Here is an 18,651-nt window from a genome sequence, read left to right as displayed (position 1 = left end):
AAGCCACATGGTTTTGCCTCTTTACGTCATCGAGGCGGTCGACGTGCGCCGCGCGGACGAAACCGACACGAGCCGAGCGCTGCTGCTCGAGAAGCTGGGGCTGCCCGCGCTCAAGCGTGTCTCCGCCGAACACAAACCGGGCGGCGGCGTGGGCGGGATCGAATTCACCTTCCCGCAGATCGAGAAGGTCGAGCCGAAATTCGCGATCAAGGGTGGGATCGATCTCGACGCCACCACGAAGTTCGGCTTCTCGAATGGCGTGTACAACAAATGGGTGTTTGCGGGCGCGTGGCGCGACAAGCGCACGGGCTTGGTGGTTCCGGCCCGCGCGATCATCGCCGGCATCATCTCCGACTGGGAGCCGGACGAGGCGGCGCCCGGCGAACTGGCGGGATGCACCCACGCGCTGAAAGAGGTCTCCCACTACGAGTTTCTGCTCGACGGTGCCGAGATCTTCTACTGGGACTTCTGGGAACGCGAGGGCCGCTCCGGCGGCGTTTCGTGGATGAGCGATGTACGCTCTGCGCTGGGAAGTTAAGCGATGGCCGACAATCTAAGGTTTACGCTTCAATATCCTTTGAAGGTCAGCGGGAAGGGCGTGTCGATCATTGATCTCCGCCGCCCGAAGGTCCGCGATATCGCGGCGGTGGAAAAAGTGCGGGCGGCGGAAGGCGACTTGGCCGCGAGCATCGCGCTCACGGCGGCTGTGACCAACCTCCCCGTCGAGCTGGTCGAGGAGATCGACGCAGCCGACTTCGCGAGCTTGTCCCAGGTGATCGCGGGTTTTATGCCGCGGGCCACGCCCGCCACTGGCGAACCTACGCCGCAGACGTAGCGCACCTCCTGAACACGCCGCTCGGCGAGATCCTCGATATGGATTTCGCCGAGCTGATCGCCTGGCATGCCGAGGCGGCCCGCATCCACAAATCCAAGCGCAGTTGATGGAGCCCTCGCATGGCCAATCTTTCCGCATCCCTCATCATCAGGATGATCGATGGCGTGAGCGGCCCTGCGCGGGCCGCCGCGCAAGCTCTGCGTGGTATCGGGCTGGCGACGGCAGCGCTCAACCGCAATGTCGGCGTTGTGGCGATCGGCAAGGAGATCGGCGCTCAGGCGAAGTCGATGAGCGAGGCGTCTCAGCGACTGTCCTCCGCTGTCGCGCCCGTCGCTATGGCGGGCGGCTTCGGTTTCTTCAAGGCTTTCGAGTTCGAGAAGGCCATGAACACGATGGAAGCGCTGGGCGAATTGACTGCCGCGCAACGGAAGGACGCAGAAGACTACATCAAGCTTTTGAGCACCCGCTATCCAAAGGGTCTTACTCAGCTTGCGCAGACGACGAATGAGTTGCTTCGCGGTGGCCTGGACATCAAGGCCGCCATGGGCGCGTTGTCGTCGACCATGGATCTGGCAATCTACGGCGATATTGAGCCTAAGAACGCCGCCGAGATCGCGATCAACGCGCTCAACCAGTTCCGCATGCCGATGTCGACTGTCGAAGAGGCGGCGGCTTCGATGCAGAAAGTGGCTGACACGATTGCCTATGCGGCGAACAAGTCGAACACCGACGTGCGCCTCATGGGCGAGACGTTCAAATATGCGGCGCCCATGGCGACCGCGCTCGGCATGAGCATGGACGAACTTTCCGCCGCCGCCATGATCATGGCCAACAACGGCATCAAAGGCTCGGAAGCGGGCGTCGCGATCCGTTCGGCAATGGTTCGAATGATTAAGGGGACGCCGGGCATGAATGCCATGCTCGAACGTCTTAACATCAATCTGCGGGACTTTATCAAAAATGGTCGGGAAGTAACGGCGGTTGATGTCGTCTCCGGCCTTCGTGGAGCGGGCATCGATGCAACGCCTCTTATGTCCAAGATCGAAGAAGCATTCAAGAAGCCCGAACTTAAGGCTTCGCAAGCTCGCATGGTTACTGAGCTTACTAAGATAATTTCGGAGGGTATGGGATCATCAAGTATTGTGGACAAGGAAGCTCTTGCCACTCATTTGACGGAAACTTTGACGGCGGCAGGATCGAAAATCGATCTGATAGGCTTTATTCGCGAAATCAATACGAAGGCTGGCCCGAATGTAGCGGGCGCTATCGCTCATATTTTCGACGTTCGTCAAGGCGCACGCCTTATGACGATGGCCGCAGGCGATGTCAGGCAAATGCTCGATGACATTACGAAAGATAGCACGGGCTACGCCGCCAAGGGCGCGCAGATCATGCTGAAAGGCATCGTTGGCCCGGTCTATGCGGTCATCTCTGCGTTTGAAAGTTTCTTCGTTTCGGTAGGAAAATCGGGCGTATTTGAGGATATGGCCGAGGCGTTCAAAAGTCTCGCGCAGTGGATCAACCGGCTGGGAGAATCGAACCGCGAGCTTCTGCGCTTCGGCGCATATTCCGTGGCGGCCCTCGCGGTGCTCGGACCGCTTGGGCTTGCTATGAGTGGAGCCGCAGCGGCGGTCAGAATGTTCGCCGCGGCTATGAAGATCGCGGCGCTTGCCGCTTTATTCCCGTTTTCGGCGGCAATAACTGGAGTGTGGAAGGGGTTTTTGGGACTGGCCGCTGTTAGCGGTCGCGTCGCGGCGGGCTTGCGCGCGGTGGCTGTTGCAGCCGCGCTCGGGCCGATGGCGATGCTGTCGGCTGGGGCGGCGACGGCGCTTACGTCCTTCGGCGCGCTGGCGCGCTCGATCTGGCCCGTGGTGCGCCTCGTCGCGAGGCTGAGCCTTCTCGGCGGTGCCGTGGCGACGGCGGGCACCTTGATCTACCAGAACTGGAGCCAGATCAAACAGGCATTCGCGGATTTCGGGAGCGGTTTTCAGACCGGCTTCTGGGATAATCTGAAGCCGTCGCCGGAGTTGAACCAGGCATGGGACGGGCTCAAGCAGGCGATTTTGGACGCTGGCGTCGGGCTCAATATTCCGTCATGGCGGGAGCTGGGCGTGTTGTTCGGCGGCGCTCTTGCCGAGGGGGTCAACCTCGCGGCGAGCGGCATCTCGAAGATCGTGCAAGGGCTCACAGCCGCTGTCAACGCCGCGCGAGACGCTGCTCGTTGGATCGGCAGCATCAAGATGCCGAGCATCAGCCTTCCGAGTTGGGGCTCATCGGCCCCGGCGACCGGCGGGCAATCTGTTCCGGCGCGCGCGGCCGGTGGGCCAGTTCTGGGCGGCCAAGCCTATCTAGTCGGCGAAAAGGGGCCGGAGTTGTTCGTTCCCGGCCGCTCCGGTTCGATCGTGCCCAACCGCTCACTCGGCGCTCCACGCTTTGGCTCGGGTGGGTACTCCTTCGGCCCGATCAACATCGCAATCAACGGCGCCTCGAACGTGCGGGAAATCGCCGACCAGGTCGGCGACGAGCTTGAGGCACGGCTGCGGCGGCTCATGCGCGGCCTGCAAGCCGACTACGCTTAAAGAAAGGCAGCCATGCTGTACCAGATCGGGCCGGTGTCGGTCGACGTTTTCCCGTTCAACGCCGATTCGGTCGAAGAAGACGGCTCGACCGAATACGCCAAGAAAGACCTGCTCGGGCGCGCGCCCGGGCGGGAATTCACGGGTGAAGGCGATGAGAAATTCTCGATACGCGGGCAGGTCTTCCCGACCAAGATCGGCGGCCTCACCGAGATCGAGACGCTCAACGGGCTGCGCCGATCCGGCGAGCGCGTCATGGTGGCGCGCGGCGACGGCCGGGTGCTCGGCTGGCACGCCATCGAGAGCGTGCGCAAAAGCCACGAATTGTTAGGGCCGAACGGCGTCGGGCAGGTGATCAAGCACGACATCGTTCTGGTCCGCGTCGAGGCGCCCCGGCAGCGATGCGGGCGCGAGATTGCTTTCGATGCTGCTTTCGCTTTTTTGATCTGCCGTGTTCACGCCCACGCGGATGAACCAAAGCGACAGCGGCAGCAGCCGCCCCGGTGAAGGGTGTTCCCCGCCCACGCGGGGTTTTGACGGCGGGTTATAGGCCCGCCGCCTTCCGGAGCGCTTCATCGATGCGGCTTTGCCAGCCGGGGCCGCCCGCCTTGAAATGGTCGAGCACTTCGGGGCTCAGCCGGATTGTGGTGCTGATTTTGGGCGCGGCTGCTTTCGGGCGGCCGCGCTGCACCTTGGCGTTTTTAAACGCTTCATCCCATTCCGGGCCGGTCAGATCGGGGATTTCGTCCGGGTCAACCCAGTTTTGGGCCGAATTTTCTTTGTTCGCGGTCATTGGCTTTCCTCATGCTGATAATGCGGCGCGCTTCGCCGCGCAGCGTCCATGCGAGCAGGATCATGCGCCCCGCGAGGTATCCGACAGTGATGAACCGCTCTTCCCCGTATGGAAATCTAACATCAGGGAAGGTCAGATGCGTGCCGTCGAATATCTCGCCAGCGTCGGCCATGTCGAGCCCGCGGGCTTCGAGAGTGGCTTGGCGCTTGGCTGGATCGAACTCGATTTGCATGAATTATCGTTACTACGAAAATTAGAGCGCGTCAATATCTGTAGTAACAAAAAAGGGGGCGGCCATGACCGAAACTGTCACGATCAGGGGGGAGGGGATAACCCTCGACCTGTTGCTCTGGCGCAAGTATGGGCGCACGCGGCCGAACCTCGTCGAGGCGGCGCTCCTGCTTAATCCGGGCCTCGCGGCATTGGGCGCGGAACTGCCGCTCGGCACCGTCGTCACGCTGCCGGACGAGCCCGAAGCGACGACGACAACGGAAACCGCAATATCGCTCTGGGATTGACGTCATGGCCTGGACAGTCGCATGGGCGGTGCATGTCGACGGCATCGACGTGTCGAGCCGCATGAACGCCTATCTCACCGAGATCGAGGTGCACGATAAGGACGGCACGGCGTCGGACACGGCGAGCCTGACTTTTTCTGATAGCGACGGCGCGCTGATGCTGCCGAAGCATGGCGGCCGCGTCGTGATCTATCTCAGCGCCGCGAAGGCATTCGAGGGCACTGTCGACGAAGTGCGCTCTTCGGGATCGAAGGGCGGAGGCCGCATGCTGCATGTCTCGGCCAAGGGCTTCGACAGCCGCGGCAAGGTGAAGGAGCCGCAGAGCTTCCATAAGGACAAGGCGACGTTGCGAGATTTTCTCGGCGACGCCGCGAAGCGCGCAGGCCTGTCCGGCGTGACCGTCGACCCGTCCTTCGCCTCGATCCAGCGCGACTTCTGGAGCGCGGATGGCGAGACGATCATCCATCTCGGCCGGCGGCTTGCCGACGAACTGGGCGGCACGTTCAAGATCAGGGGCGACAAGGCCGTGCTTGCGAAGCGTGGGAGCGGCACGACGCCCGGCGGTGCGGCGCTCCCGACCGTGACCGGCACGTGGGGGCAAAACCTCATCTCATGGGACATCACGCCCTATCAGGGGCGGCCTCGCTTCACGAAAGCGAAGGCCCGCTGGTTCGATCGCAAATCCGCGAAGTGGAAAACGAAAGAAGTCGAGATCGAGGCGGGCGACGGCGCGCCCGAGGCCTCGAACAACGTGCCCTATCCAAAATCGGACGAGAAGGAAGCTGAGGGCACGGCCAAGGGCCGCAAAGCCGAGAGCGAGCGCGAAAGCGGCGGCGGCTCGGCCGAGATCGATTTCGACGTCATGGCGCAGGCGGAAGGCACTTTCGTGCTCGTCGGCGCGCGGCCTGGCGTTGACGGCACCTATCGCATTGCGGGCGTCACGCATCGCCTCTCGAAATCAGGAGGCGCGACGACGAGCCTCGAACTCAAACAGCCACAGGGCGACGCTGGCAAGGACAAGCGCCAGCGCAATCGCAAGGCGGGCTAATCCCGCACGAAATCCTCGCCGGGCTGGGAGCGGCCCCGGAGCGCGAGGCAGTGAGAACCGCTCCACCCCAGAAAACCGAAACCAACTGAAGGAGGGCTTCATGCCTGTTTCCACCGAAGAGCTTATTGCCAAGATCGAGCGCAATGCGACCGTCACCGGCTCTGTGCTGGAATTCATCGAGGATCTGAAGGAGGACCTCGCCGACGAAAGCACTCCGGCGGAGGACCGTCTCTCGGCCGCGCTCGTGAAGCTTGACGAAAGCACGGACAAGCTCGCCGCCGCTATCGTCTCCAACACCGTGGCTGCAAGCGAAACTGTGACCGATCCGGCCCCTGTCGATCCGGCCCCGACCGAGACTGTGACCACGGAAACCACGTCTCAAGTCCAGTAAGCGCAAGCGTTGAGTGTGTGAAGGCGAGGCCGCTCCGAAACGGGCGGCCTTTTTTCTTACGGAGGGAGACGACATGGTGTTCACACCAGCGCAGTCCCGGAAGGGCTACATCAATCTATTCAAGAGCGCGCAGATTGCGCCTGACCGCCGTCCGACCGTGCGCTCGGTCGCCCAAAAAATCCTTTCTGGGCGCGCTCGATATGAGGCACTTGAGCACCAGACCGGCATTCCGTGGTGGTTTCTTGGCCTCCTGCACTACCGCGAGGGCAATTGCAAATGGGAGACTTATCTCGGCAACGGGCAGCCTCTCAGCAAGCGCACGACGATCATTCCAAAAGGGCGAGGGCCTTTCGGCACGTTTGAAGATGGCGCTCTCGATGCGTTGCGCTATCAGGGCTACCTCAATCAAAAGGACTGGTCGCTCCCGACGATCCTATGGCGCATCGAGATGTTCAATGGCCCAGGCTACATCATGCATGGCATCAACAGCCCGTATGTCTGGGGCTCGACCAATCATCAGCAGCGCGGGAAGTACGTCAAAGACAAAGATTTCCGCCGCGATGTTTGGGACATTCAGGTCGGCGCCGCGGCCGTCATCCTGATGCTCGTCGAGGATGGGCATGTCACTATTCCGGAGGCCGATTTCGCGCTCGCTGCTGACGCCAGCGGCGATCCGGTGCTCTACGAACCCGGCGACCGCGGCGAAGGCGTGCGCGAGGTGCAACGCAAGTTGCGCGCGCTCGGCTATCAGGCCGGCGCGATCGACGGCTGGTATGGCGAGAACACGGCCGATGCGGTCGCGGCGTTCCAGCGGCGCAACGGCCTCTCTCCGGTCGACGGCAAGTGGCGCAAGACCTATGAGCCGCTGCTCGAGACGGCTCAGAAGATCGTGCCGGAAAGCCGCGCCAAGGCAACACCGAGGCAGCTCGAGGCATCGGGAGACTGGATCACGCGGGCGCTGCGCGCGGTTCGGAACTTCGTCGTGTATATCGCGGGCCTGTTTGGCGTCACGATCGGCACCGGCTCGACCGTGCCCGACCTGATCGGCCAGACGCAAGGCGTCGCATCGCAACTCTCCGGCCTCGGCGACTGGGCGAAAGGGCACGCATGGATCGCTCTGATCGTGCTCGCAATCGCCGTTGCCATCGTGGCTGAGATCGCGCGCCAGCGGCGCGCGAAGGACTATCAGCACGGCGACTATCAAGGTCCTTACACTGAGGAGACGGTGCAGTGAACGTGATCTTTGCGTGGTTTCTCCGGCGCCTCACCGCGTGGGGCCTCGGAGGCGTGTTCGATCTACTTTCGGCGGGCATCGCAAACTTTCTGGAGCCGGCGGCAAAGTTCGCCCTCGCGCTCATCCGCGGCTTGCTCGAAATCGTCGTGGACCTCTCGAAGAGCTTCGAGGGGCGCATGGTGCTCGCGGGGATCGTGACCGGCCTGGGCGGCTGGTACGCCTATGAGACCTACACGATCAGGCCGCAGAGCGAGGTCGCAGCGCTCGAGCAGAAGGTGCGCGATCTGGAGAAGCGGCCCGCCTCGTGCCCTCAGGCGCCGAAAGTGAGGCCGCAGCGGTGACACAGGGCATAAATCTGTCGCTGGACATCATCATCACGCTCGCCACGATCATCGGCTCGATCGCGGCGAGCTATGCTGTCACGCGACATCGGGCCGAGGCTGCGCAGAAGGAGGCGTCGGAGGCGAAGGCGAGAGCAGACGCCGTCGCCGGGCAACTCTCCGATTTCAAGATCGAGGCGACAAAACGGTTTGCGACGGATGAAATGCTGCAATCCGTCGAAAGCAAGATTACCGAGGCGATCAATCGCCTCGCTGATCGGCTTGACCGCATCATCGAGGGGGGCAGGAAGGGATGGTGGCAGCGTTAGCGCTGCCGCTTCTTTAATGGCATGGGATCGAAAACTGCAGCGATATTCTTCTCGGGAGTCGCCCCGTCTCTGCATGTCTCGATTAGACGGTGTCTCGCTTTTATCTGTTCAAATTTCGCCCGCGCTTGATTTTTGTTCACGGCGGAATGGCCTAAGAGACATCTGAGACACTGCCAATTTTTTGAATTTTTAAACAGAGAAGACACTTAGGTCGTTGAGGAAATTTTCGATTGATCTCTGGATGCTGCTGAACCTCGCGTTCTTTGAACCAGTGTCCTCATTCATATACAAGCGCCGATTAACTTCGATCATGAGCGATGATACAGCCGGTTCGATCGAGTAATAAGGCGCCGGCACCATCGACCCCGCGAATGGTCGGTTGATCTCTGTTTCAAGTCCAATATTCGCAAAATAGCGAACGGCAAGATCGATAAGCCGACTCGGGGTATGGAAGGAATCAGTTCCCAGACATATGTCCGGTCTAGCCGCTCCCTGATCAATCTCGTAAGGCAAAGGCCGTGACGGGAAACTGTGAGCGTCGATGATCAGCGCGCGACCGTATTGGTCGAGCGAGTGCCGAACCGCATTGGTCAAAACTTCATGGTGCGGATCGTACCATTGTCGGAGCCACACTTCCTTATCTTCAAGGCGCAATGGCGCGCGCAATTTCCCTTTATGGGCGGTGACTTCGTAGATCGCGCCCATACCGCGCGACGACATCAATTCTTTCGCGTCTTCTCTAAAGCGCTCGACGTCAACAACCAGTCTGCTGACTGGCGCAACAACCTGCACGGACGAAGGGCACAAAAACAGCTCGTCTGTATAAGCGTCAGTCATCATTAAGAGTTCGCGCCGCAATTCGTCTTCGGGCAGCAAAAAACTCTTTCTCGCTTCAACCGGTATTACGGTTGAAGCGTGTGGGATATGTACGATCAGGCTCGTCATTAGGGGTGTATCTTCCAATTAAAATCTTTTCGAAAACATAACGGCGCTTTTCTGCACTTGCTAGCCGAGAGATGTTAAAAGAACGCTTCGTGTAGAAGCACCGGTTATCCCCGCGGAGGCGGGGAACACGATAGCGAGTTTGAAATACGTCGTCAGGGCACCGGTTCATCCCCGCGCAGGCGGGGAACCTCTTACCGAGGCGATCAATCGCCTCGCCGATCGGCTTGACCGCATCATTGAGGGGGGCAGGAAGGGATGGTGGCAGCGTTAGCGCTGCCGCTTCTTACGCCGCGGCGGGGCTGAGGGCCCAGAGCCTTTGAAGCGCCCGTTTCACATCCTCTTTTCAAGAGCCCGTAATAACCCGCGCAGCCTCTCTTTCGCTTCGCGGGGGTGATCGGCGGAGAAGAAGTCCTGAATCGCTATTCGCGCGCTGTCGGATTCTGTAGGACCGGCATTGTAAGGGTCGTGGTAGAACCACTCGTGTTCGACAAAGGCTGGCGCGCCATCATCTGGGAAAACCAGGCGATACGAATCCTCGTTTTCTCCTAAAACCCCCTTTGCCCTGCTGTAAAATTCCGTAGCGTGCGCCATTTTTTCGCCCTCGCTTGTCTAAGTATATAGAAGCACTGTAGAAGCGTTGCCCTATGTCAAGCTGACGGAGAATTTTGAAGTGCCACTACCGTTCCTCGTAGGTCCGGGGATGAACCAGTCTTCGAGATGAAACGCCTTCCATTGGTTACGTACTCCCCGCCCACGCGGGATGAACTTATACGGAGCAAATGAAGGCAGCCCAAGCTGGCTCGAAAGGTGTTTCGGTCATATCGATGGCTCCTGCCAGCCGTCAGGAAAGGATGCTGTATGAGCAAGAAACACCACTCTGACGCGGAATAGGCTCGTATTCAGCAGATGATTGCGAGCGATCCAGATAACCCCGAATGGACGAGCGAAGAATTCGCCAAGGCGAAGCCTTTTACTGAAGCATTTCCAGCCTTAGTCGAAAAGATGCGCAAGAACGTTGGAGGTCGACCTAAAGCCGATAATCCAAAGGTGGCTGTTTCGCTTCGGCTCGACCGCGATGTTGTTGAAAAGTTTCGCGCTACCGGGCCGGGATGGCAAACGCGGATCAATGAAGTACTGCGGCGAGCGGCGGTGTAGAGGCGGCTTAAGCCGCCTCTACACCAGGACTTTCAATGCAGAAGACAGAGGTGAAGCGCCTTTCCATGTCTGTCGGTTCATCCCCGCGTGGGCGGGGAACACACTACCCAAGCGATGCCCGCACGTTTCATAAGCGGTTCATCCCCGCGCAGGCGGGGAACTCTTCTGCTGAAGCGCCTCATAGCGCGTGCGCCCCGGTTCATCCCGCGCAGGCGGGGAACACCTGTTGAGCGAGCCACAGTCCAAAGAGAGAACCGGTTCATCCCCGCGCAGGCGGGGAACACAAGATGTCCTTGATGTCAGATGCAAGCGCGGCCGGTTCATCCCCGCGCAGGCGGGGAACACTCCCATCGGCGACTGCGGCGCGAAGGCGTCAGCGGTTCATCCCCGCGCAGGCGGGGAACACGGATATGGCTCTCGCGCTGAACCAGGCGAAACCGGTTCATCCCCGCGCAGGCGGGGAACACGGTCCCCGTATTTCGATTGTAACGTTTGTACTCGGTTCATCCCCGCGCAGGCGGGGAACACGTGAGTTCACGAAGAAGCAGGCCGGTGACCACCGGTTCATCCCCGCGCAGGCGGGGAACACTATCTTCCGCGTAACGGATTGATCGGTCGAAAAAATCACCATGTCAAAGAGCGCCACCGAAGTTCCTGCTTCGTTCCGCAGGCTCCAAAAGGCTAGCTATTCAAGGCTGGACGTCAAATTTGGTCAACTCTCACACGTAATGCGATTCGTCATTTGCCTCATGCGCTGCTTGTGAGTTTTCGAGCTCCATTTAAAGGAAAATTTATGAGGCGACGACGCGTTTGCCCGTGGGACAAGTTTAAATAAAGTGTAGCATTTTCATAATCGGGATTTGTCCCACTTTTTAGTTAAGCACTTGAATTTAAAGCGTTAGTTCAGTCCTGTCGGGTGCGCCAACATTTTTTCAGGTGTCGGTTCCTGCAGATACAACAGCAAAATCAATGACTTGATTTGCCGCCGGAGTATCAAACGGTGGTATCAACGGCATTCTTCGTGGGCATCGTCAGGGGCGGGAACGGCTTCTTCGACGCGCGGAAACTCTGGTGCGAGCAAAGCGCGAACCGGGTCGTACTGTGGACGGCTCTCCACCGCGAACTGCGGTATGTTCAGCAAAAAGCCGAATATTGCGAAACAGCTCTCAGGTGCACGGGGTTAGTGCGGTTTGTTGTTCGTCGGGTGCACCGCGTGCGGTTGATCCGTATCTGAGCGTGTTCCAGTCATACGGCGTCGTGCGAGCGCCTGCTCGAACTCATTTCTGCCGAAAAACGCCTCTGTCGAAAAACGCCGCCCTCTAAACGGGGATTTTCGTTTCGTCGAAAATTATCGCTGTTTAGCGCGCAGTCCGTTCAATAAACCCATAATAATCTTCGATACCGCATCGTCATCTTAGCCGATGAGTCGAATAAACAATGTCGTCGATTGAGACTTAAGCTTGCGCTATCACCTACATAATGGCCTTCAGTTGCGTCCGCGCTTCGGCTTGCGGCCGCCGTTGCTCGCTATTGCCGCCGTTGCGTTGGTCCTTGGTGCTTGCGCCGAGGAAAAAACGACGACATCAAACACAGCCCTCCCGCCCGAGGTCGGCGTGTTGACCGTGACGGAGGCGCCAATCACGCTCACGAAGGATCTCCCCGGGCGGATTACACCAACCCGCGTCGCTGAGGTGCGTCCGCGAGTCGGCGGTATCGTCATCGAGCGAACCTTTCAGCAGGGCAGCTTGGTGAAGGCCAACGCAGTGCTCTACCGTATCGATCCCGCGCCGTTTCAGGTCGAACTCGACCGCGCGGAAGCCGCTCTGGCCAAGGCCCAGGCCGTCGCCCAGCAGACGACGCGGCAGGAAGGACGCCTGAAAACGCTTCTGACCGGCCAGACGACCACCCAGGCGCAATACGATCTCGCTCTTGCCGCGAGGCAACAGGCGGAAGCAGAGGTGGCCGCACAGAAAGCGGCCGTAGAACAGGCCAAGCTCAACCTCGACTATGCAACAGTCCGCGCGCCGATTGCCGGGCGCATCGGTCGCGCGCTTGTTACGGAGGGGGCACTCGTGGGCCGAACCGAAGCCACGCATATGGCGACGATCCAGCAACTCGATCCCATTTATGCCGACTTCACCCAGTCCGTGACCGAAGTCAACGACATGAAACGAGCCCTTTCCGATGGGAACCTCAGACGCGTGTCGCCTGACACGGCGAGCGTGCGCCTGCTATTCGATGACGGCTCGGCCTATGCATTCCCCGGCCGTCTCCTGTTTTCGGACGTAACCGTAGATCCCGGCACCGCAAAGGTGATGCTGAGAGGCGAATTCTCCAATCCGAAATCAGAACTTCTTCCGGGGATGTATGTGCGAGTGGTTATTGAGGAAGCGATCGACATCGACGGCATTGCCGTACCGGCGCAAGCCGTGCAACGCACAGACTCCGGTGTGAGCGCCGTTTTCGTTGTCAACGACAGCGACCGCGCCATCCTTCAGCCTGTGCGCGTTGGCAGGACGATCGGCGGGCGGGTCACCATCGAGGACGGACTGAAGCCGGGATACAGAATTGTCGTCGATGGCTTCCAGAAGTTCACTCCGGGAGAACGCGTCAAGCCGGTGCCCTGGAGCGAGCGCCCGATCACTCAAGCCGCGACCCGATAACCGGCGAGGCCGCCTCTACTGCTCCCGAACCGCCACTTCTGTTGGCGTGCAGCCGATGTCGAGCTTCTTTATCGCCCGTCCGATTTTCGCCTGGGTTGTTGCGATTTTCATATGCCTCGCAGGCATGCTGTCGCTTCCCTTTCTTCCGGTTGCACAATATCCGATCATCGCGCCGCCTTCGATCTCGATCACCACGTCCTACCCCGGCGCCTCGACGCAAAACCTGTATTTCAGCGTGACCCGCCTGATCGAAGAGGAATTGAACGGCGCTACCAACATCCTGAGCTACGAGTCCACGAGCGACACGACCGGCGAAGTGGAAATTCTCGCCTACTTCAAGCCGGGCACCGACATCACGCTCGCCTCGGTCGATGTGCAAAACCGCATCAAGCGTATCGAGCCGAGACTCCCCGAAGTCGTCCGCGAAGAAGGCATATCGATCCTGGAGGCGAGCAGCGCCATTCTGCAGTTCGTGACCCTGACCTCCAAGGACGGCAAACTCGACGAGATTGCGCTTGGCGATATTGCAACGCGCTATGTGCTGCAGGAGCTGAGACGTCTGGAAGGTGTCGGGCGCGCGCGCCTGTTCTCCACCGAGCGGGCGATGCGGATCTGGCTCGACCCGGACAAGCTGCTCGGCCTCAATCTGACGGCACGGGACGTGGACGAAGCCATCGAGGCGCAGAATGCGCAGGTCGCGTCCGGCTCTCTTGGCGTTGCGCCCGCGCCGCCCGAGCAGCGGATTCAGAACATGGTCCTCGTCAAAGGGCAACTCGCATCCCCTGACGAGTTCGGCGATATTGTGCTTCGCGCCAATCCGAACGGCGCCACGGTCAGGCTGCGCGACGTTGCGCGTATCGAAGTCGGCGGCTTGTCCTATGGCTTCACCACGCGGCTGAATGGCCGCCCTGCGGCTGCAATCGCGGTTCAGCTTGCACCCACCGGAAACGCGCTCGCCACCGCCATCGCCGTCCGCGCTAAAATGGCAGAGCTGGCCACATATTTTCCGCCGGGCGTGAGCTACGAGATTTCATATGACGTGACGCCAGTCATAGAGGCGTCCGTCAAGAAGGTGTTGCTGACGCTCGGCGAAGCAGTCCTGCTCGTGTTCCTGGTGATGTTCCTGTTCCTTCAGAACATCCGCTACACGATCATCCCGACGCTCGTGGTCCCTATCGCGTTGCTCGGCACCTGCGCCGTTTTGCTGGCGATGGGTCTTTCCATCAACGTGCTCACCATGTTCGGGATGGTGCTCGCCATTGGCATCCTCGTGGACGACGCAATCGTCGTGGTGGAGAACGTTGAACGCATCATGGACGAGGAGGGACTTCCACCGAAGGAGGCGACGATCAAGGCCATGGGCCAGATCAGCGGCGCGGTCATCGGCATCACGCTGGTGCTGACCGCCGTGTTCGTGCCGATGGCGTTTTTTCCGGGTTCGGCGGGCCTTATGTACCGGCAGTTCTCCGCTTCTATTGTGGTATCGATCGCCTTCTCAGCGTTTCTCGCGCTCTCGCTCACGCCCGCCTTGTGCGCCACGATGCTGAAGCCGGTGGAGAAAGGGCACGGCCATCCAAGACGCGGCTTTTTTGCCTGGTTCAACAGACGCCTCGATGCGACGACGTCCCGCTATACGAAAATCACCCGCTGGATGATCGCGCGAAGCGTGCGCTTCATGATTGTCTATCTCGCGCTTGTGGTGGGCGTTGGCTATGCGCTCTGGAAGATGCCGGGCGGCTTCGTCCCGATCGACGATCAGGGCTTCATCATGGTTGATGTGCTTGGGCCTTCGGAAGCCAGCGCGAGTCGAACGCTCGACGTCGTCAAAACAGTCGAAGGGCAACTCGCAAAAACACCCGGCATCGACGATGTGACCTTCATCACCGGCTACAGCTTCTTTGGCCATGGGCCGATGACGGCGCAAGCCTTCGTCACGCTGAAAGATTGGTCGAAGCGCGGGCCGGACGAAACCGCCGACGCGCTGATTGAAAAGAGTGACGCCGCCTTCAGGGCGATCCGCGATGCGCAGGTCTCGGCACTCGCCCCGCCGCCCATCGACAATCTCGGAACGACGAGCGGATTCAGCTTTCGCCTTCAGGACCGTGGCCAGCGCGGTTACGAGGCGCTGATGGCGGCGAAGGACACGCTCATTGCCGCAGCGGAGAAGTCGCCGGTATTGTCGAATGTTTCGGTCGAAGGGCTCCCGCCCGCTCCACAAATCAGGCTTGACATCAACCGGGAGAAGGCCGCTGCGCTCGGCGTGACCTTCCTTGACATCAATGCGACCCTTTCGACCCATCTCGGATCGAACTACATCAACGATTTCCCGAACCGCGGCCGCATGCAGCGCGTGATTGTGCAGGCAAGCGAGGAGACGCGCACAAAACCCGAGGATCTGCTCACATACAGCGTGAGGAACAGCGCCGGCGAGATGGTGCCGTTTTCGTCCTTCGCGAGAATATCCTGGACGCTGGCACCAACGCAGATCGTCGGCTACAACGGGTATCCTGCCATTCGTCTCACCGGCGAGCCCGCTCAGGGCTACAGCAGCGGCGACGCCATCGCCGAGATGGAACGGCTCGCGCGACTTCTGCCCTCCGGTTTCGGCTACGAATGGGCCGGACAATCCTATCAGGAGAAGCTCGCGGGCAATCAGGCCAGTTTCCTTCTCGCCTTGTCGATCCTGTTCGTCTTCCTCTGCCTCGCTGCGCTTTACGAGAGCTGGTCCATTCCGTTGGCCGTGATGCTGGTTGTCCCGCTCGGGGTCGTGGGGTCCGTCGCCGCCGCAAATATCAGAGGCTTGCCGAACGACGTCTTCTTCACCGTTGGCCTTGTCACCATCATCGGGCTGTCAGCCAAGAACGCCATCCTGATCATCGAATTTGCGAAAGATTTGCTGGCTCGCGGAAGACCTCTGGAGGATGCGACGATTGAGGCCGCCTATCTCCGCTTCCGGCCGATTCTCATGACGTCTTTCGCCTTCATCCTCGGGGTCGTACCGCTCGTTATCGCAGGCGGGGCGAGCGCCAAGAGCCAGCATGCTCTCGGAACGGGCGTATTCGGCGGTATGGTTACGGCAACGGTACTAGCGGTGTTCTGGGTTCCGATCTTCTTCGTGGTCGTGATGCGTTTACTCGGTCGCAAGCACATCGCGAGAGCTGAACAACCGCGTCATTCAGAAAGCGAGACCACTGCTCCCCTTTAGGTCACCGACTCATAACTTCGCAGCCAGCCCCGGACTGACGCAAGCTTGACGGATGCGAGGAAACTATCGTCGCGCTTGTCGTACCGGGTTGCAACGGCGCGGAAGTGTTTGAGTTTGTTGAAGAAGCGCTCGACGACATTTCTCTGGCGGTAAGCCAGGCCGAGAACGCCGTGCGCTTCTTCCGGTTCGGCATGAGGCTGATGTTGCCCCACGCGCCGCGCTGTTCGAGGGCATGGCGCAAACCGTCGCTGTCATAGGCGCGGTCTGCGAGCGGGATCGCGCCGGCCTTGACCTCGTCCAGCATGTCCTCGGCCGAGCGGCCGGCCTGCCGGTCGCGTTGAAACTCACCGAGGCAGGCCCACGGACGAAACGTATCCTTGGACTTGTTTGGTCAGGTAACGATCAGATGTCCTTCGCCCGAAACACATTGGCGCCACTGATCAAACCCGGAATGAACGTTTATGCTGAGTTGAGGCGTGATATCTTCGGCCGTTAGCTGCCTTTACACCCAACCAAAACCTTCCCCGGGTTCATCACACCACGCGGATCGAACGCCGCCTTTATCCCTCGCAGCAGCGCCATCTCGGCGGGGGATTTGATCGCGGCCAGCGCGTCGGCCTTCATGCGGCCGATGCCGTGCTCGGCGCTGATCGAGCCGCCGTATTTCAGCACGATGCCGTGGACCAGCGCCTGCATTTCGTCCCAGCGCGCGAGGTAGGCGGCCTTCCGCGCCTCCTTGTCCGTGCCCGCGTCGCCGCCCACGGGCTGGCTCACGTTGAAATGGATGTTGCCGTCGCCGAAATGGCCGAACGGCACGGGCCGCGCGCCGGGCACGAGCGCTTCGACGGCGGCGGTCGCTTCGGCGATGAAGGCAGGGATGCGTGCGACCGGCACGGACACGTCGTGCTTGATGCTGCCGCCCTCGAATTTCTGCGCCTCGACGATGGCCTCGCGCAGCCGCCAGAAGTCGCGCGCCTGCGCTTGGGACGCGGCGAGGGCGGCGTCGGCGACGATACCCGCTTCCATCGCCGCTTCGAGGATGGAGAGCGCCGCGCGATCCGCGATGCCGTCGCCCAGCGGCGACGAAATCTCGACCAACGCATACCAGGGAAAGCGCGCGGCCAGCGGGTCGCGATGCTGCGGCAGATGGCGGAAGACGAAATCGAGGATCGCGCGCGGGATCAGTTCGAACGCGGTGAGGAGCGGCCCCGCGCCTTCGCTCGCACGGCTGAAAAACGCGCCCGCCGCATCGAGCGAGGGGAGGCCGACGAAAGCGGTCGCAACCTCGGATGGCTGCGGGAACAGCTTCAGCGTCGCCGCCGTGATCACGGCCAGCGTGCCTTCCGAGCCGACGAGCAGGCTTTTCAGATCGTAGCCCGTGTTGTCCTTGCGAAGCGCCTTCAGCCCGTGGATCACCGCGCCGCCGGGCAAGACCGCTTCGAGGCCGAGCACGAGATCGCGCGTATTGCCGTAGCGCAGCACATGCACGCCACCGGCGTTCGACGCGATGTTGCCGCCGATCTGGCAGGAACCTTCCGAGCCGAGGCTCAAGGGAAACAGGCGCCCCGCGCTGGCGGCGGCTTCCTGCACGGCGGCGAGCGTCGCGCCGGCCTCGACGGTGAGCGTGTTGCCCGCCGCGTCGATATCGCGGATGCGGTTCAGGCGCGAAAGGCTCAGAATGATTTCGCCGCCGAACGGCACCTGTCCGCCGACGAGCCCCGTGTTGCCGCCCTGCGGCACGATCGCAATCCGTTCTTCATGGGCGAGATGAAGGATGGCGGTGACCTGCTCTACGGTCGCCGGACGCAGCACCAGCGGCGATGCGCCGTGATAAAGGCCGCGCGGCTCCTGCGTATAGGGCGCGATTTCCGACGGCGCTTCCAGCGCGCCATGCGGCCCGGCAAGCGCGGCGAACTTGGCGGCGAGGCCAGCCGTCAGCGGCTTCAGGTCAGGGTGCACGCGCGCCGCCTTTCGATCCGCCCACGGTCCGTCTTTCCGCTTCGAGCGCCTCGAACCGAGCAAGGAAGGCCGCCTGCGCCGCCGAGGCGTCCAGCGGTTCGGGATGGCGCAGCGCGACGGGCCAGTCGATGCCGAGCGCGTCCGGGTCGCCGAAGCACGCGCGCGCATCGGCCACAGCGAAGCCCGCAAGCTCGGTCGCCTCGAAAAACGCCGCGATCTTGTCGGCGCGCTTGATGGTCTGCGTGGCGCCCGGCGCAAGCTCGGGCGGCAGGCCGAAGCGGATATGCACCGCGCGCTGGATGCGCAGTTCGAAAGCCTTGTAGGTCTTGCCCATCGCGGCCTTGAACGGGCTGATGAGGTCGCCCACGACATATTCCGGCGCGTCGTGTAGCAGTGCGGCCATGCGGAAATGCGGCCCGGCGGCAGGCTTGATGAGGGCCGCCACCTGTTCCACCAGCACGCAATGCTGCGCGACCGAGAAGGCATGCGCACCCTTCGTCTGCCCGTTCCAGCGGGCGACGCGGGCCAGTCCGTGCGCGATGTCGCCAATCTCGATGTCGAGCGGCGACGGGTCGAGCAGGTCGAGGCGGCGGCCCGAAAGCATGCGCTGCCATGCTCGGCTCTGGCGGTGCACGACGAGCGGCTGAGGAGCGAGTTTTTGCTGCATCGCGAATCCTTTT

Annotated in this window: 19 protein-coding genes, 1 pseudogene and 1 CRISPR repeat array; of the genes and pseudogenes, 13 read left to right on the top strand and 7 right to left on the bottom strand. The window is 61.2% G+C overall.

The window, feature by feature from the left end; translation table 11 throughout:
- Positions 1-7 precede the first annotated feature (7 nt).
- The 4 genes from EK416_RS03795 (at position 8) to EK416_RS03780 (ending at position 3,918) form a co-directional block, all read left to right on the top strand.
- Positions 8-538: a phage major tail tube protein gene (locus EK416_RS03795; protein WP_127076139.1), complete on the top strand. Its 531-nt coding sequence runs from the start codon at positions 8-10 to the stop codon at positions 536-538.
- 3 nt (positions 539-541) lie between these two features.
- Entirely contained in the window at positions 542-835 is a 294-nt protein-coding gene (locus EK416_RS03790; protein ID WP_127076138.1) for a phage tail assembly protein, read from the top strand.
- A gap of 119 nt (positions 836-954) precedes the next feature.
- Entirely contained in the window at positions 955-3,414 is a 2,460-nt protein-coding gene (locus EK416_RS03785) for a phage tail tape measure protein (RefSeq protein WP_127076137.1), read from the top strand.
- Positions 3,415-3,426: 12 nt separating this feature from the next.
- A complete protein-coding gene (locus EK416_RS03780) occupies positions 3,427-3,918 on the top strand; it encodes a phage tail protein (RefSeq protein ID WP_127076136.1) in 492 nt (163 codons plus the stop codon).
- A gap of 37 nt (positions 3,919-3,955) precedes the next feature.
- Here EK416_RS03780 and EK416_RS03775 read toward each other — a convergent pair whose 3' ends face one another.
- Positions 3,956-4,204, bottom strand: a complete 249-nt coding sequence (locus tag EK416_RS03775) for a BrnA antitoxin family protein (RefSeq protein WP_127076135.1) — start codon at positions 4,202-4,204, stop codon at positions 3,956-3,958.
- The gene (locus tag EK416_RS03770) at positions 4,164-4,376 is read right to left on the bottom strand and encodes a BrnT family toxin (protein WP_245433925.1); all 213 of its coding nucleotides are present in this window, start codon (positions 4,374-4,376) and stop codon (positions 4,164-4,166) included. Before EK416_RS03770 ends, EK416_RS03775 begins: the two co-directional genes overlap by 41 nt.
- 124 nt (positions 4,377-4,500) lie before the next feature.
- Here EK416_RS03770 and EK416_RS03765 point away from each other — a divergent pair, with 124 nt between their 5' ends.
- From EK416_RS03765 to EK416_RS03740, 6 genes are all read left to right on the top strand, one after another.
- Positions 4,501-4,722, top strand: a complete 222-nt coding sequence (locus tag EK416_RS03765) for a tail protein X (RefSeq protein ID WP_127076133.1) — start codon at positions 4,501-4,503, stop codon at positions 4,720-4,722.
- Between the two features lie 4 nt (positions 4,723-4,726).
- Positions 4,727-5,770, top strand: coding sequence for a phage late control D family protein (locus EK416_RS03760; RefSeq protein WP_127076132.1), 1,044 nt, complete (start codon positions 4,727-4,729; stop codon positions 5,768-5,770).
- A gap of 100 nt (positions 5,771-5,870) precedes the next feature.
- Positions 5,871-6,161, top strand: a complete 291-nt coding sequence (locus EK416_RS03755; RefSeq protein ID WP_127076131.1) for a hypothetical protein — start codon at positions 5,871-5,873, stop codon at positions 6,159-6,161.
- Between the two features lie 73 nt (positions 6,162-6,234).
- Positions 6,235-7,395, top strand: coding sequence for a peptidoglycan-binding protein (locus tag EK416_RS17840; RefSeq protein ID WP_210210965.1), 1,161 nt, complete (start codon positions 6,235-6,237; stop codon positions 7,393-7,395).
- Entirely contained in the window at positions 7,392-7,736 is a 345-nt protein-coding gene (locus tag EK416_RS03745; RefSeq protein ID WP_127076130.1) for a hypothetical protein, read from the top strand. The genes EK416_RS17840 and EK416_RS03745 overlap by 4 nt, the downstream gene beginning before the upstream one ends.
- On the top strand, positions 7,733-8,044 hold the full coding sequence (locus tag EK416_RS03740; protein WP_127076129.1) for a hypothetical protein: 312 nt from the start codon (positions 7,733-7,735) through the stop codon (positions 8,042-8,044). The genes EK416_RS03745 and EK416_RS03740 overlap by 4 nt, the downstream gene beginning before the upstream one ends.
- A gap of 189 nt (positions 8,045-8,233) precedes the next feature.
- On the opposite strand, the gene EK416_RS03735 is transcribed toward EK416_RS03740, so the two are convergent.
- On the bottom strand, positions 8,234-8,989 hold the full coding sequence (locus EK416_RS03735; RefSeq protein WP_127076128.1) for an N-formylglutamate amidohydrolase: 756 nt from the start codon (positions 8,987-8,989) through the stop codon (positions 8,234-8,236).
- A 330-nt stretch (positions 8,990-9,319) separates the two neighbouring features.
- The gene (locus EK416_RS03730) at positions 9,320-9,580 is read right to left on the bottom strand and encodes a hypothetical protein (RefSeq protein ID WP_127076127.1); all 261 of its coding nucleotides are present in this window, start codon (positions 9,578-9,580) and stop codon (positions 9,320-9,322) included.
- 315 nt (positions 9,581-9,895) lie between these two features.
- Here EK416_RS03730 and EK416_RS03725 point away from each other — a divergent pair, with 315 nt between their 5' ends.
- The 3 genes from EK416_RS03725 to EK416_RS03715 all read left to right on the top strand — a co-directional run bounded on the left by EK416_RS03725 (position 9,896) and on the right by EK416_RS03715 (position 16,012).
- On the top strand, positions 9,896-10,144 hold the full coding sequence (locus EK416_RS03725; RefSeq protein WP_164729838.1) for a BrnA antitoxin family protein: 249 nt from the start codon (positions 9,896-9,898) through the stop codon (positions 10,142-10,144).
- A 254-nt stretch (positions 10,145-10,398) separates the two neighbouring features.
- Positions 10,399-10,733: a CRISPR direct-repeat array (repeat unit 29 nt; unit sequence CGGTTCATCCCCGCGCAGGCGGGGAACAC).
- A gap of 901 nt (positions 10,734-11,634) precedes the next feature.
- Positions 11,635-12,807, top strand: coding sequence for an efflux RND transporter periplasmic adaptor subunit (locus EK416_RS03720; protein WP_425376109.1), 1,173 nt, complete (start codon positions 11,635-11,637; stop codon positions 12,805-12,807).
- Positions 12,808-12,862: 55 nt separating this feature from the next.
- Positions 12,863-16,012 carry an efflux RND transporter permease subunit gene (locus tag EK416_RS03715; RefSeq protein WP_127076126.1) on the top strand — a complete coding sequence of 1,050 codons (3,150 nt, stop codon included), beginning with the start codon at positions 12,863-12,865 and terminating at the stop codon, positions 16,010-16,012.
- Here EK416_RS03715 and EK416_RS03710 read toward each other — a convergent pair.
- The 3 genes and pseudogenes from EK416_RS03710 to EK416_RS03700 all read right to left on the bottom strand — a co-directional run.
- Positions 16,009-16,167 (bottom strand): annotated as a pseudogene (locus EK416_RS03710) (IS5/IS1182 family transposase); the annotation flags it as partial. The gene EK416_RS03715 and the pseudogene EK416_RS03710 overlap by 4 nt on opposite strands.
- A 337-nt stretch (positions 16,168-16,504) precedes the next feature.
- Entirely contained in the window at positions 16,505-17,971 is a 1,467-nt protein-coding gene (locus EK416_RS03705; RefSeq protein ID WP_127076124.1) for an FAD-binding oxidoreductase, read from the bottom strand.
- Positions 17,961-18,638, bottom strand: a complete 678-nt coding sequence (locus EK416_RS03700; protein WP_127076123.1) for an HD domain-containing protein — start codon at positions 18,636-18,638, stop codon at positions 17,961-17,963. The genes EK416_RS03705 and EK416_RS03700 overlap by 11 nt, the downstream gene beginning before the upstream one ends.
- Between the last annotated feature and the right edge of the window lie 13 nt (positions 18,639-18,651).

This window comes from Rhodomicrobium lacus (assembly GCF_003992725.1).
GTDB lineage: Bacteria > Pseudomonadota > Alphaproteobacteria > Rhizobiales > Rhodomicrobiaceae > Rhodomicrobium > Rhodomicrobium lacus.
The sequence above is the reverse complement of the archived record's forward strand: the minus strand, read 5'-3'. Positions and strand labels throughout refer to the sequence as shown.